Below are 12,462 nucleotides of genomic sequence, written 5' to 3'. Positions count from 1 at the left end.
GAAAGACGAACCAGCCAATGAAAATAACCGCAGTCGTCAAAACCAAGAACCACCAAACTTCCAGAATTAGTTTCACCGCCCAATTAATAAGCCAAGCACAAGCAACAAATCCAAGAATATATGCCATTAGTTTTCTCATAGCTGGTCTCCTTTCTGCCTCCATTTATACAAGAAAATTGGTGAAAAGTTAAATTTCATTACCTTCAGTTTTTAGAGCGATTGGAATGAATTTTAAGTAATGAAACAGTAGTATATTTCAACATATTTTTTACTTTTGTCTAGTCCAATCAAGGCTTTTATTTTCTTTCGAATTTTCTCAATTCGGATTTTGCAGCCAAGAAAAGTTCATTGATTTCTTGCCGTTTTTCCAGAAATTCTGCCAGGGCGATTTCTTCTTCACTATAGTGCTTTTTATCTGCTTGTTTTGGTTTTTCGAACCAATCCCAAAGAAATACAACAACAATGATAATTATAAAAGCTATAAAGTAGTCCATCATAAAGCTACCTCATTTCATCTTTTCAGTAGCGTAATAAGTGAATGCTTTTAGAATATAATCGGTGTAGGCTTTAGCTTCTGGTGTATTTTTGAGTATTTCAGTCTGAGTAAGCGCCAGATTACCCACTTTATATAAAATATCGCTAGCGAGAAGCTCCAAGGCTTGATTATCCGCCATCGATTTGCTTAGTCTTTTAGCAACTTCAAGCTGAAAAGTATTTGACAGTTGAGGGTTAACATAAATTTGATTTTGATTATTTTGTTGAAGCATAGTTTTTCTCCTTAGTAGCCCCAGAGAGGCAGGTTTATATTAGTGGGGCTTACACAACCTAATATAAACCTGTAGGCGGTTATTTCCTAGACCTTTTATTTATGAAATATATCGCAGCAGCTGAGGTTAGAAGATACGGTAAAAAGATAAGTAATGTTAGCAAGAGAATTTTCCTCCTTCCTAACCACATTTACTCGAGTTGTGTGGTATACTTAAGCTATATATGAATTGTACCAGAGGTTTTTGTTATTGAAAATTGGCATAAAACAAGTCAAGTAGACTCAAAAACTTGATTTTTATGTCCTAAAACTTGACTTTTATGCTGGAGGTATCATTATGGTAAGACAGAAAAGCAAGCAGTCACCGTATTTTGCAAAGTTACTTAATATTCTTATTGAAAGTAAAGGTGATTTTAACAATAGTTGGAACGCTAACTACAAGATACTAAATAACTTAATAGCCATACTAGTAAAAAGTAGTGATGGTCATATAGAAGAGATTAAAAAATATGACGATCAAGTAACTTGGAGATTTACAAAAGGAAAAAGGCAGATTCCTCAACAAATATTAAAATATTATAGGTCTGTTAATATTGATCTTGCTTGTACTGCTATAGAAAAAACTATCAAAGACGATATAAATATAAAATCTTTTTTAGATAAAGAACTCTGTTTGAAGATTTTAAAGATTTTTACAGATAATAGTAATTTAAATAGTCATAGTCTTGTCAGGGGGCTTGAACTTTATGTGTCTAATAATGAGTTTATTATATTCTTTACATATGTTCTTTACTATATTGCATCTGATTTAAAAAATTTTGATATAGATATAGATAATATAAAGAGTGGAGAGAGTCAAGATATATCTGTTATACATGAATTGAGAGCTTCTTATAATAATGGATTATTTTTTGATTCTATTGATAGAGATGTGGTGATTACCCCTAATCCTAAAGAAAATGTTATTGAAACGGTAACCACCACAAAAATCGTAACTAGATTCTTAAACGCTAAAAAGCCTAAGGCTGATTATTTTGAATTTGTTGTCGGTTTTGAATATGAAAATTTTAGGGAGCGTCATCGTATTGAATGTTTGAAAATAAATGGCGAAGTCTTCCAAGATAATCAGATAATTGAAAAAGAGTGGGAAAAACCTGATTCAAAACAAGCATACAAGAAAACATATAGAGTTGAAGGAATTAAAGATAGTTCAAATTATGCTATTGAAGTTGTTCAAAAATCTATTTTGAATTTTCCTGTCGGAGAAATAATTTATCGTCTAAAGGAATCTGCAAGTAAATTTAAATTTGTAGCGAAATTAAGTGAACTAAATAAGGAAGATAAGCATAATTTTAAAATTGCAGGTCATTTCTTTGGGTCTTTTAAGCATGATGATAGGATTCGTTTCGTTAAGTCTAATAACCAATATTTTGAAGTTGAAATAGATAGGTATACCTTAGTAGGTTCAGGAGTTAAAATTGATATTCGACCTCATAACAAATTATTAAAATACACACCGCCTGAATAGATATTGACAAACCTAAAATAAAAAAGTATAATATTTAATATAAAATTTATAATTTTCGCAACTTTAATCTTCTTGATTAATGAAAGTTGTTCACAGCTCTATAGAAAATTAGCCCTTCTACTGACTGTGAACGGTAGATTTTTATTATTTGAGAGGAAAAAATATGAAATATCCGTTTTATCATGATAGCAAAGAAACTGTCGAAAAAATTATTTGGAATGATACTTTGTGCGACCCGTTTTCAAAAGAAAATATAGCTCGAAGAATGCTAGCTAAAGATATTCCTTCTCTTGGGATTGAGCAGATTGCTTGTTTATTAGGAATGGAAATTGAAGAAGTTGAGACCGCCTACGGTAAAAATTTGAGAACTTTAACTAAAGTCAGAGATATAGTACAAGATACACTAAGTAATTTTATGACTAATGAGGAGATCTTACCATCTAATTTAGACCCAGTTTTTACCAATTATCTGATAGAATGTCTCGATTTAACTTTTGAAGAGTATAACTCAATTGTAGTTCATGATAACTATAAGGAGGATGAAAATTATCGCTATCGTTCAAAGTAACTTATTTAAGACCCGCCTTGTGGGTCTTTTTCATTTCGTTAATTTTTCTCTAAAATATAACTACCTGCTACAATAGTAAAGAAAGGAGAAATTTTGACAAATCATCACAAGAACAAATTAGAAAATATCAAAACCATAACTATCGGCTATGCTCGCGTTAGCTCAACAGATAATCGGCAAGAATTAGGGTTATCTGTTCAAAAAGAGGCGCTCAGCTTTTGCAACAAGCTCTATATTGAAAAAGATTCAGGCGGAAATCAGGAGCGAAAACAACTTGACAAAGCTTTAAAAATGGCGAAAAAATATGCCCAGCAAGGTGTTAAAACAAATTTTGTTGTGTATAAATTGGATAGACTTACCAGAAAAATGCTTCACCTCTCTGCTATTATTGAAGATTTAACTAAAAATGGTATTCATCTTCAATCAATTCATGAAAATATTGAAACAGATTCTTTAACTGGAAAATTCTTTTGTTTGATGTTGGGTTATGTGGCAGAATGGGAGCTTCAAGCTATTTCTGAACGCACTAAAGACGGACTCCGCAAAGCGAAAGAAAAAGGTGTAAAACTTGGCAATAAAGGAATAGCGAAAGATAAAGAAAAGCAAATTATTGCACAATACCAGCAAAAAGAAATGTCCGTTCGAAATATTGCGAATCAGCTAAACATTTCCACCGCAACCATATATAATGTATTAAGGCGCAATAGTATTCAAATAAATAGAAAAAATCACCTATAATTGATTGACAAATCCTTAGAAAAATAGTACATTAAACCTATCAACAGTTTTAGCGAACGGTCGTTTGTTAAAACAATCAAAGTTATCAATAAAAATATTTTAAAATGCTGATTTAATAAGGTTTTAGTTGCCTTGTTGAATTGGCATTTTTATTTTTTCATTGTTTTAGTTGACGACCGTTAACTAAAACAAGCTCAACCCCTATTGTAGCAGGGATTTTTAAGATTGGGTAAAACAGAACGAGGTGATTTATGGAGAAGATAATCAAAAATATTACTAAAATTGTAATACTTTTATTTACTTTCATTATTTTAACTGCCTGTACTCCAGAAAAAAAATTTATAGGCATTTGGACTACAGATATATTTAACCAAGGAAATACAAGAGAAGATGCCAAAAGTATAGTAAATTCATTATCTGGTAATAATCTAAGTGGTAATATATTATCTATACTCATGAATGAATTACATTTTAACGCTACTATGGAAATTAAGGAAGACGGAACTTTAGTTATGGATAGCGGAATGCTATTTAATGCAAATTGGAAAAAAGATGGCAATAAGATAACAATTGATGGTGCTAATATTTATGGTATTGCTACACTTTCTGAAGACCAAAATACATTATATTTCGAAAATATCATAGATAAAAATTCAAAGCCTACTAATGGCATTACAATTGGAAGTAAATCGATAACTTTTGAGTTTAAACGAGTTAAATAGAATGGAGTAATGTTGTATGGAAAGTAGTTGGAGTATTCTACTAGGTTTAGCAGTCATAAACTTACCGTTCCTACTTATTGTAATTATTGGAGATAGGATTTCAGGACAATCAATAAAAAATCTACACCCTAAAGATAATAAAATAATATCAGAAAGCGAGTTAAACAGTACTAATATGAATAATATTAGCCCAAGACTAAAACCTAGATTAGTAATTTTAGTTCTTTGTGTTATATCTTTCCTATTCTTTGGTTTTAAAGGAAATGGTGAAGTGATTTACTATGGAGCAAATTTTGAAGCAGGTTCGGTATTTTATCCTGAGTCGTATACTTCTTATGGTTTATTTAAGGGATTATCAAATGAGCTAAATAAGTTGGTAGCAAAAAAGAGACATTCTAGTTTAATGGGTGTAATAGTTTCTTTTTCTATAGGCGGAATAGTCTCTTATTCTCTATGGAAAGATGATGAATTTAAGGAGCTACTCATTGAGTTGCGAAAATATTAGATAGGAGAATATGATGGAAATTATTATTGGATTTGTCGTGCTTTTCATACTTGCTTACTTTTATGGAAAGTTTGTAGATTTATTGGATTCTATTTTTAGTGGTATCTTTGAATTTTTCACAGGAAAATATAATGATAGTTTAGATGAGTACGAAAGGAAGAAAAATAATAAATAAGATAGTTTAAAAAGCTAAGACTGATTTTGTCTTAGCTTTTTATTATAAGATGTGTGAACTTAGATTATTTTAGAGTGCTGAGTGTCAAGTCGCCGAAAACGGGGCTGTTTTGTTGACTTGTACTCAATGAAAATCAAAGAGCAAACTAGGAAGCTAGCTGAAGACTGTACTTGAGTACGGCAAGGCGAAGCTGACGTGGTTTGAAGAGATTTTCGAAGAGTATTATTCTTCATCTGGTGTGAGGATCATAGGGATGATAATCGGCTCACGTTCTGTATTTTCATAGAGGAAGGGGCGAATAGCGTTGACAATGGCACCATTGACAGATTGAACGCTAGCATCCTTGTTTTTCAGTGCAATACGAATAGCATTGAAGAGGATGCGTTGGCTTTGGCGAATCAAGTCGCCAGACTCTCTCATGTAGACAAAGCCTCGACTGAGGATGTCTGGACCAGACAGAATCATCTGCGATTTGAAGTCAACAGTTGCGACTGCCAGAACGACACCGTCTTCAGATAGATCACGACGATCTTTGAGAACAGCAGCACCGATTTCACCGATACGATTTCCATCGACATAGATATCTTGGGCGTTGAAATGGCCTGCGATACGAGCAGAATCTGCGGTAAGGGCAAGCACATCACCATTGCTCATGATAAAGATATTGTCCTTCTCAACACCAGTATCCACCGCTAGTCCAGCGTGGACTTTTTGCATGCGGTATTCACCGTGGACAGGCATGAAGTATTTTGGCTTAATCAAGCGGAGCATAAGTTTTTGCTCTTGCTGGCCACCGTGTCCAGATGTATGGATATTGTTAACCTTACCGTGGATAACTTCGACACCAGCTTCTGAAATGATGTTAATCAGCTTGTTGACGCTAGTCGTGTTTCCAGGGATTGGACTAGAAGAGAAGATAACAGTATCGCCTGGTTGGAGTTGTACCTGACGGTGAGTTCCGTTAGCGATGCGAGAGAGGGCAGCCATTGGCTCGCCCTGACTACCTGTACAGAGGATCAGAACCTCGCCTGCAGGGTAGTCTTTGATTTCATTTGGCTCGATAAAGGTTCCCTTAGGAGCTTTGATGTAGCCAAGCTCGATTCCGTTGACAATGGCCTTTTCCATAGAACGACCAAAGACAGCGATCTTGCGCCCAGTCTTAACAGCAGCTTCTGTTGCTTGCTGGAGACGGAAGATATTTGAGGCAAAGGATGCAAAGATGATACGTCCCTCTATGCCTTGGATAATCTTCATGATGGACTGGCCAACGACTTTTTCAGAGTTGGTAAAGGTTGGAATTTCTGCATTTGTCGAGTCAGACAGGAGACAGAGTACACCTTCTTCACCAAGAGCTGCCATACGGTGCAAATCTGCTGGTTCACCAACTGGTGTTAAGTCAAACTTGAAGTCACCCGTACAGACAATTTTCCCTTGAGGAGTATGAATGACAATCCCCAAAGGCTCTGGAATAGAGTGAGTCGTTCTAAAGAAAGTTGCCTTGAGATTTTTAAAGGTCAACTCAGTGTTGTGGTTGATTTCGTAAAGTTTGGCGTTGCGCAAGAGACCGTGTTCTTCGAGTTTCCCACGGATCAAAGCCAAGGCAAGTGGTCCAGCATAGATTGGGACATTTGCTTGCTTGAGTAGGAAAGGAATCCCACCGATGTGGTCCTCGTGTCCGTGTGTGATCAAGACAGCCTTGACGCGGTCGATATTGTCTACTATGTAAGAGTAGTCAGGGATAACATAGTCGATACCCAGTAAGTCATCTTCTGGGAATTTAATCCCAGCATCGACGATGATAATCTCATCTTGGTATTCAATTCCGTATGTATTTTTCCCGATTTCTCCCAGACCACCGATGGCAAAAACGCCGACTTCTTCAGGTTTAAGAGTATAGGCCATATTAGAACTCCGTGATTTCGAAGGCGCCAGTTTCTTTTTCGTAATCTAGCAATTTGTCAGACAAGCGTTCGATATACTCGATATTATACTCTGGGCGATTTTCTTCGACAAGTTGGCGAGCAGCGATACGGCCCTCAAGTTCTGAGCTGGCATCGATGTCTAGGTAAAGTGCGCGTGTAGTTTCACGACGTGGGCTACGTTCTTTTGTTTCTTGATAAAAAACTTTGTAAATCATATAGTTCCTTTCTATTTTACAGGTCAGCTTATTCCAAACTTTTAGCAGAGATTTGCTTGATTTCATTCCATTTTGTGTCTAGATTGACCTTGATTCGTTACAATTATTTCAATTATAACATAAAATGAAAAATTAGTAAAAGACGGAAACGAGAAAGTCGTGAGGGGAAGAGGGAGCAAAAGATAGATAGGATTTGTTCGGAGAGCGCTTAGGTGTTATAATTAAAGGGGAAATCTAAAGAGATAGTAGATTTAAGGGAGAATATAGTTTTAGTTTCATTAATCGTTGGTGTAGATGGTTGGGACAGAATGATATCTTTGAAAAAAGAAAAAGCTCTTGAGAAATCTCAAGAGCAAATAAAAAGGCTGAGACAAAATTAAGGGATCTTTCTGAGCAAGCTCAAGGGGCAGCACCATTACCTGAAGTGATTGAATCACAACCTTTGAAAGACTTGTCACCAAGTCAGACCAAATCTCAACCTTTACTCCATTTTATCATTTATGAGGTTAAGAAGTCAATCTATAAGTATAACGATGTAGAAATAGAAATAGCAAGATGGAGTGGAGTGCTTACTAAAAGGCAAAGACAAGAACTTAATTTAAGAGTAAGCAAAAAGAGAGGACCAATGGTAGTCAGGGGTCTTTACAGCTCAAAGCTGAAGGCAGTCCCACACCCGTACCAGAAGTTGGTACCTTTGAACGCTCTGTTACCAGTCGCCCTACGTTATCCTCTCGATATCTATATTTTAATATAATTTACTGAAGAAATCAACTTTAAAAGTATCAAAAAGCTCCTGACCGAAGTCAAGAGCCATCTAACACTGGGGGCGAACTAATCAATCGCAATTCCAGTTCTTTAGAAACCAAAGTTTCAGGGATAGCACCGCAACCCGAAGAGTCAACGACTCAACCTGATTTTCCTGCCAGTGTTGAATTACATTTTAACATTGATAGACCAACATTGTCAACAGTTTATATGAAAATAGGAATACAAAAGGAGGATTAAGAATGTTTAGTTTGTTTGAATTTGCGATAGGGGTTCGCCTCTTGGTGTTTTATAGTCTTTCTAGCTTGTGTTTATGGAGGGAATCTTCTATTTGCCAAACTGGAACGACGACAAACCAAGTTCTTGTGGAAGATTACCTTTGTGACTCTCTATTCGCTTTTTCTCTTCCTTGTAACCTATGTCGTTTGGTTTGTATTTTTCTTTGGATTAAATGCTTAGATGCCCTGCTGATGCTAGGGCATTTTTGTTTGGGGATATAGAGATAGTAGATTTACGACACGAAAATTCCACCCCATCTATCAAGATGAGGTGGTCTTTGCATTTTTCTAAAATGACATGACAATGGAATTTTCAGAGCTTATTAGTTTTATGTTAAGAATTCTTCTGTTCAAAAATAGAGTTGAAACATAAAAATAAAACAATACAAACAGATAAATCGAATGGTAAAGGGATAGTAGTAATGTTTAAATCATTGAGAATACTGAGCAAACTGTAAGAGATAAAGATAATAAAATTTATCTTTCTAAAAATGTGTTTCTTATCTAGCATGACTTACCAAACTTTTTACGAAGATCCTTTCAATTTTCTTGTTCACTTTTATATTCGGAAAAGAAAAGGAAAAGTGAAGATTTTTTTGAATTTTATTTGCGAATTGTTTTTGGGCTAAATATAGGCATTTTTGTTTGGGGGCAAAGAAAATTCCCATGTGCCAGCTTTTGTAGTATAATAGTAAGCAGACAAAAAGATAGGAATGTGTTATGAAAGTATTAGCTTTTGATACGTCCAGCAAGGCTCTTTCTCTCGCTATTTTAGAGGACAAGCAGGTTCTTGCCGAGACGACGATTAATATTAAGAAAAATCACAGTATCACCCTCATGCCAGCCATCGACTTTTTGATGGCGAGTTTGGACTGGACGCCCAAGGATTTGGACAGAATCGTGGTGGCGGAAGGACCAGGTAGCTACACAGGCTTGCGAATTGCGGTAGCGACTGCCAAAACCTTAGCTCACACTCTGAACATCGAGTTGGTTGGTATGTCGAGTCTCTTAGCTCTGGTTCCATACCAACAAGAAGGCTTGTTCGTTCCTTTGATGGATGCACGTCGCAACAATGTTTATGCAGGATTTTATGAAAATGCCAAACCTATCATGCCAGAAGCACACCTGCCTTTTGAGCGAGTCATCGAGCTAATCAAGGGTGCTAGTCAGGTAACCTTTGTCGGAGAAGTTGGCCCCTTTGTGGAGCAAATGCAAGAACACTTGCCAAGGACTAATTTCAAAGAGACCTTACCTAACGCAGCCAATCTGGCACTTTTAGCCTGGGATAAGGAAGCCGATTCCTTGCATGATTTTGTACCGAATTATCTTAAACGTGTTGAGGCTGAGGAAAATTGGCTCAAGAACCATACTGAGTCTGGCGAGTCTTACATTAAACGCCTATGATAGAAATCAAACGAATCCAACAGCAGCCTGACTTGGCTCAAGCCATCTACGCTGTCATGGCGGATGTTTACTCGGTTAGCCCTTGGACACTGGAACAAATCCAAGCAGACCTGTCCCAAGACCAGACTTGGTATGCTCTAGCTTATGATGGGGCGGAAGTGATTGCCTTTCTAGCTGTTCAGGAGAATCTCTTTGAAGCAGAAGTCTTGCAAATCGCTGTTAAACAAACTTATCAGGGTCAGGGAATTGCATCCGCCTTGTTTGCAACACTGCCGACAGACAAGGAGATTTTCCTAGAAGTTAGAAAGTCAAATCATCGAGCGCAAGCATTTTACAAGAAAGAAAAGATGGCAGTCATCGCTGAGCGAAAGGCCTACTACCATGACCCAGTCGAGGACGCCATTATCATGAAGAGAGAAATAGATGAAGGATAGATATATTTTAGCATTTGAGACATCCTGTGATGAGACCAGTGTCGCCGTCTTGAAAAACGACGATGAGCTCTTGTCCAATGTCATTGCTAGTCAAATTGAAAGCCACAAACGTTTTGGGGGCGTAGTGCCTGAAGTAGCCAGTCGTCACCATGTCGAGGTCATTACAGCCTGCATCGAGGAGGCGTTGGCAGAAGCAGGGATTACCGAAGACGATGTGACAGCTGTTGCAGTCACCTATGGGCCAGGATTAGTTGGAGCCTTACTCGTTGGTTTGTCAGCTGCCAAGGCCTTTGCTTGGGCACATGGACTTCCACTTATCCCTGTTAACCATATGGCTGGTCACCTCATGGCAGCTCAGAGCGTGGAGCCGTTGGACTTTCCCTTACTAGCCCTCTTAGTCAGCGGTGGACACACAGAGTTGGTTTATGTTTCGGAAGCTGGTGACTACAAGATTGTTGGAGAAACGCGAGATGACGCAGTGGGTGAGGCCTATGATAAGGTTGGCCGTGTCATGGGTTTGACCTATCCTGCAGGTCGTGAGATTGACGAGCTGGCTCATCAGGGGCAGGATATTTATGATTTTCCCCGTGCCATGATTAAGGAGGATAATCTGGAGTTTTCATTCTCAGGTTTGAAATCTGCCTTTATCAATCTTCACCACAATGCCGAGCAAAAGGGAGAGAGCTTGTCTACAGCGGACTTGTGTGCGTCCTTCCAAGCTGCTGTCTTGGATATTCTCATGGCTAAAACCAAGAAAGCCTTGGAGAAATACCCTGTTAAAACTCTAGTCGTGGCAGGTGGTGTGGCAGCCAATAAAGGTCTCAGAGAACGCCTAGCAACTGAAATCACAGATGTCAAGGTTATCATCCCACCTCTGCGCCTCTGTGGAGACAATGCAGGTATGATTGCCTATGCCAGCGTCAGCGAGTGGAACAAAGAAAACTTCTCAGGCTTGGACCTCAATGCCAAACCAAGTCTCGCTTTTGATACGATGGAATAAGGAGTCAGCTTAAGGCTGGCTTTTTTGCTCTCTTAAATGTCAGAATATTTTGACAAAACTGTAGAAATAATGATATACTATATAAAAAATAGGAGGTGGTCAGATGATTGAGAGAATGGAATTGGGAGAATTTTACAAGGAATTGCGCTTGGCTAGAAAGCTCAAGCAGTCAGATGTGGCTTGTGCTGGACTAACAGCTTCTCAGTTGTCTAAGTTTGAACTAGGGCAGTCTATGTTATCTGCGGACAAGTTAATTCTAGCTATTCAAGGAATCAATATGAATTTTGATGAGTTTGGGCATAAGCTCAACAACTATCAAGAATCTCCACATATGCGAATGGGTAGAAGGGTTGTGGATCGCTTTGCCCACCAAGATATAGCTGGTTTAGAGCAACTGTTGGAGGAAGTCGAGCAAGAACAGATGGCGCAGACCTATCGTCGTTTGAATGCTATTGTAATCAAAGATGCCATCCATTCACTAGATAAAAGCTACCCACTAGAAGAGGAGGATAGGGAGTTTTTGACGACCTACCTCTATGCTATCGAATCTTGGACCTGGTTTGAACTCTATCTTTTTTGCAATACTATGCCTTTCCTAAGCAATCAAGATTTGATATTTTTATCAACCTCCTTACTCGAAAAATCCAAGGAATTTAAAGAGTTGGTACATAATAGACTGTATATGAAACAAGGGCTGTTAAATATCATCTCAGAGCTCATGGAGCGCAAATTTTTTTCTTATATCCCAATCTTTGAAGCCGAGCTGGAGAGTATGCTCCGTCCATACGATGTTTTTGAGAAATTATTGTGGCAGTTTTTAAAGAAGATGAGCATTTTCCTTCAAACTAAGGGAAGCAATCAAAAAGAGATTGAACACTTTATCCAATCTCTGCAAGTATTAGAAAATCCACAATTAACAGCCCTTTTTGAATTGCGTTTTCAGCAATACAAAGAACTTATCGATTAGTTAGAAACGGGAAAATGATAATAATCTCAGCAACGATTTTCAATAATGTTAAAATTTGTTTCTTCATATTTCTCCACTCCTCATTAGTAATAACTTTATTATACCAGTGAAATAATTAAATCTACTAAAATCGCAAATGTGAAATTTCTATAAGAAAAAATATCAAATATGCGATTTTCTAAAATAGGCTAATTTCCGTGTTATACTGTCCTTGTAAGACATTTGAAGCAAATCCTAGGTCGCATAAGTGGATTACAAATAAAATTTCAAACTTGTTAAGTAAGAGTGTAGGATTGTTGTTGAAAATCTAATTGATTTTTATGGCATTCAATACATAGGTGTTTTATGAAATTCCTTAGTAACTTTTTTACTTACAGGATTGAAATATAAAATAGAAAAGGAGAAGCGTATGACAGCATTTGTACATGAATTAACACGTGAATCAGATAGATTCAATCAGTCTGCAGATGTGACA

At 37.1% G+C, this 12,462-nt stretch carries 14 protein-coding genes and 1 pseudogene; 11 read left to right on the top strand and 4 right to left on the bottom strand.

Annotated features, from left to right (window positions below; translation table 11 throughout):
• Positions 1-296: 296 nt before the first annotated feature.
• Both HMPREF0851_RS10105 and HMPREF0851_RS10100 read right to left on the bottom strand, forming a co-directional pair.
• Complete coding sequence (locus tag HMPREF0851_RS10105; RefSeq protein ID WP_000969569.1) at positions 297-497, bottom strand: hypothetical protein; 201 nt, start codon at positions 495-497, stop codon at positions 297-299.
• Positions 498-506: 9 nt separating this feature from the next.
• Positions 507-767 carry a hypothetical protein gene (locus HMPREF0851_RS10100; protein ID WP_000941437.1) on the bottom strand — a complete coding sequence of 87 codons (261 nt, stop codon included), beginning with the start codon at positions 765-767 and terminating at the stop codon, positions 507-509.
• Positions 768-1,103: 336 nt separating this feature from the next.
• On the opposite strand from HMPREF0851_RS10100, the gene HMPREF0851_RS10095 reads away from it, so the two are divergent.
• The 6 genes from HMPREF0851_RS10095 (at position 1,104) to HMPREF0851_RS16290 (ending at position 5,002) form a co-directional block, all read left to right on the top strand.
• Positions 1,104-2,294 (top strand): hypothetical protein, encoded by a 1,191-nt coding sequence (locus HMPREF0851_RS10095; RefSeq protein WP_000252154.1) that lies wholly within the window; start codon positions 1,104-1,106, stop codon positions 2,292-2,294.
• Positions 2,295-2,457: 163 nt separating this feature from the next.
• Entirely contained in the window at positions 2,458-2,862 is a 405-nt protein-coding gene (locus tag HMPREF0851_RS10090) for a hypothetical protein (protein ID WP_000876887.1), read from the top strand.
• Positions 2,863-2,955: 93 nt separating this feature from the next.
• Positions 2,956-3,600: a recombinase family protein gene (locus tag HMPREF0851_RS10085; RefSeq protein WP_000181341.1), complete on the top strand. Its 645-nt coding sequence runs from the start codon at positions 2,956-2,958 to the stop codon at positions 3,598-3,600.
• Between the two features lie 251 nt (positions 3,601-3,851).
• Entirely contained in the window at positions 3,852-4,322 is a 471-nt protein-coding gene (locus tag HMPREF0851_RS10080; RefSeq protein WP_000411237.1) for a hypothetical protein, read from the top strand.
• Positions 4,323-4,338: 16 nt separating this feature from the next.
• Entirely contained in the window at positions 4,339-4,827 is a 489-nt protein-coding gene (locus HMPREF0851_RS10075; RefSeq protein WP_000446117.1) for a hypothetical protein, read from the top strand.
• A 13-nt stretch (positions 4,828-4,840) separates the two neighbouring features.
• A complete protein-coding gene (locus HMPREF0851_RS16290) occupies positions 4,841-5,002 on the top strand; it encodes a hypothetical protein (RefSeq protein ID WP_000402606.1) in 162 nt (53 codons plus the stop codon).
• Positions 5,003-5,224: 222 nt separating this feature from the next.
• Here the strand turns inward: HMPREF0851_RS16290 and rnjA are convergent, their stop codons facing one another.
• Positions 5,225-6,904 (bottom strand): ribonuclease J1, encoded by a 1,680-nt coding sequence (gene rnjA, locus HMPREF0851_RS10070; RefSeq protein WP_000331993.1) that lies wholly within the window; start codon positions 6,902-6,904, stop codon positions 5,225-5,227.
• A gap of 1 nt (position 6,905) precedes the next feature.
• The gene (locus HMPREF0851_RS10065) at positions 6,906-7,139 is read right to left on the bottom strand and encodes a DNA-dependent RNA polymerase subunit epsilon (protein WP_000639575.1); all 234 of its coding nucleotides are present in this window, start codon (positions 7,137-7,139) and stop codon (positions 6,906-6,908) included.
• 1,007 nt (positions 7,140-8,146) lie between these two features.
• Here HMPREF0851_RS10065 and HMPREF0851_RS15765 point away from each other — a divergent pair.
• The 5 genes and pseudogenes from HMPREF0851_RS15765 (at position 8,147) to HMPREF0851_RS10040 (ending at position 11,987) form a co-directional block, all read left to right on the top strand.
• Positions 8,147-8,363 (top strand): annotated as a pseudogene (locus HMPREF0851_RS15765) (hypothetical protein).
• 539 nt (positions 8,364-8,902) lie between these two features.
• Positions 8,903-9,586 carry a tRNA (adenosine(37)-N6)-threonylcarbamoyltransferase complex dimerization subunit type 1 TsaB gene (gene tsaB, locus HMPREF0851_RS10055; RefSeq protein WP_000865695.1) on the top strand — a complete coding sequence of 228 codons (684 nt, stop codon included), beginning with the start codon at positions 8,903-8,905 and terminating at the stop codon, positions 9,584-9,586.
• Complete coding sequence (rimI, locus tag HMPREF0851_RS10050) at positions 9,583-10,020, top strand: ribosomal protein S18-alanine N-acetyltransferase (RefSeq protein WP_000569834.1); 438 nt, start codon at positions 9,583-9,585, stop codon at positions 10,018-10,020. Before tsaB ends, rimI begins: the two co-directional genes overlap by 4 nt.
• Positions 10,010-11,020 (top strand): tRNA (adenosine(37)-N6)-threonylcarbamoyltransferase complex transferase subunit TsaD, encoded by a 1,011-nt coding sequence (gene tsaD, locus HMPREF0851_RS10045; protein WP_000655028.1) that lies wholly within the window; start codon positions 10,010-10,012, stop codon positions 11,018-11,020. Before rimI ends, tsaD begins: the two co-directional genes overlap by 11 nt.
• A 103-nt stretch (positions 11,021-11,123) precedes the next feature.
• Entirely contained in the window at positions 11,124-11,987 is an 864-nt protein-coding gene (locus tag HMPREF0851_RS10040; RefSeq protein WP_000572842.1) for an XRE/MutR family transcriptional regulator, read from the top strand.
• Positions 11,988-12,462: the final 475 nt, after the last annotated feature.

Origin of the sequence: Streptococcus sp. M334 (assembly GCF_000187745.1) — a bacterium.
Lineage (GTDB): Bacteria > Bacillota > Bacilli > Lactobacillales > Streptococcaceae > Streptococcus.
The sequence above is the reverse complement of the archived record's forward strand: the minus strand, read 5'-3'. Positions and strand labels throughout refer to the sequence as shown.

Bases quoted from the DNA above. Each gene is read 5' to 3' on its own strand.
- HMPREF0851_RS10105 (WP_000969569.1), bottom strand. From the start codon at position 497: ATGATGGACTACTTTATAGCTTTTATAATTATCATTGTTGTTGTATTT.
- HMPREF0851_RS10100 (WP_000941437.1), bottom strand. From the start codon at position 767: ATGCTTCAACAAAATAATCAAAATCAAATTTATGTTAACCCTCAACTG.
- HMPREF0851_RS10095 (WP_000252154.1), top strand. From the start codon at position 1,104: ATGGTAAGACAGAAAAGCAAGCAGTCACCGTATTTTGCAAAGTTACTT.
- HMPREF0851_RS10090 (WP_000876887.1), top strand. From the start codon at position 2,458: ATGAAATATCCGTTTTATCATGATAGCAAAGAAACTGTCGAAAAAATT.
- HMPREF0851_RS10080 (WP_000411237.1), top strand. From the start codon at position 3,852: ATGGAGAAGATAATCAAAAATATTACTAAAATTGTAATACTTTTATTT.
- HMPREF0851_RS10075 (WP_000446117.1), top strand. From the start codon at position 4,339: ATGGAAAGTAGTTGGAGTATTCTACTAGGTTTAGCAGTCATAAACTTA.
- HMPREF0851_RS16290 (WP_000402606.1), top strand. From the start codon at position 4,841: ATGGAAATTATTATTGGATTTGTCGTGCTTTTCATACTTGCTTACTTT.
- rnjA (WP_000331993.1), bottom strand. From the start codon at position 6,904: ATGGCCTATACTCTTAAACCTGAAGAAGTCGGCGTTTTTGCCATCGGT.
- HMPREF0851_RS10065 (WP_000639575.1), bottom strand. From the start codon at position 7,139: ATGATTTACAAAGTTTTTTATCAAGAAACAAAAGAACGTAGCCCACGT.
- tsaB (WP_000865695.1), top strand. From the start codon at position 8,903: ATGAAAGTATTAGCTTTTGATACGTCCAGCAAGGCTCTTTCTCTCGCT.
- rimI (WP_000569834.1), top strand. From the start codon at position 9,583: ATGATAGAAATCAAACGAATCCAACAGCAGCCTGACTTGGCTCAAGCC.
- tsaD (WP_000655028.1), top strand. From the start codon at position 10,010: ATGAAGGATAGATATATTTTAGCATTTGAGACATCCTGTGATGAGACC.
- HMPREF0851_RS10040 (WP_000572842.1), top strand. From the start codon at position 11,124: ATGATTGAGAGAATGGAATTGGGAGAATTTTACAAGGAATTGCGCTTG.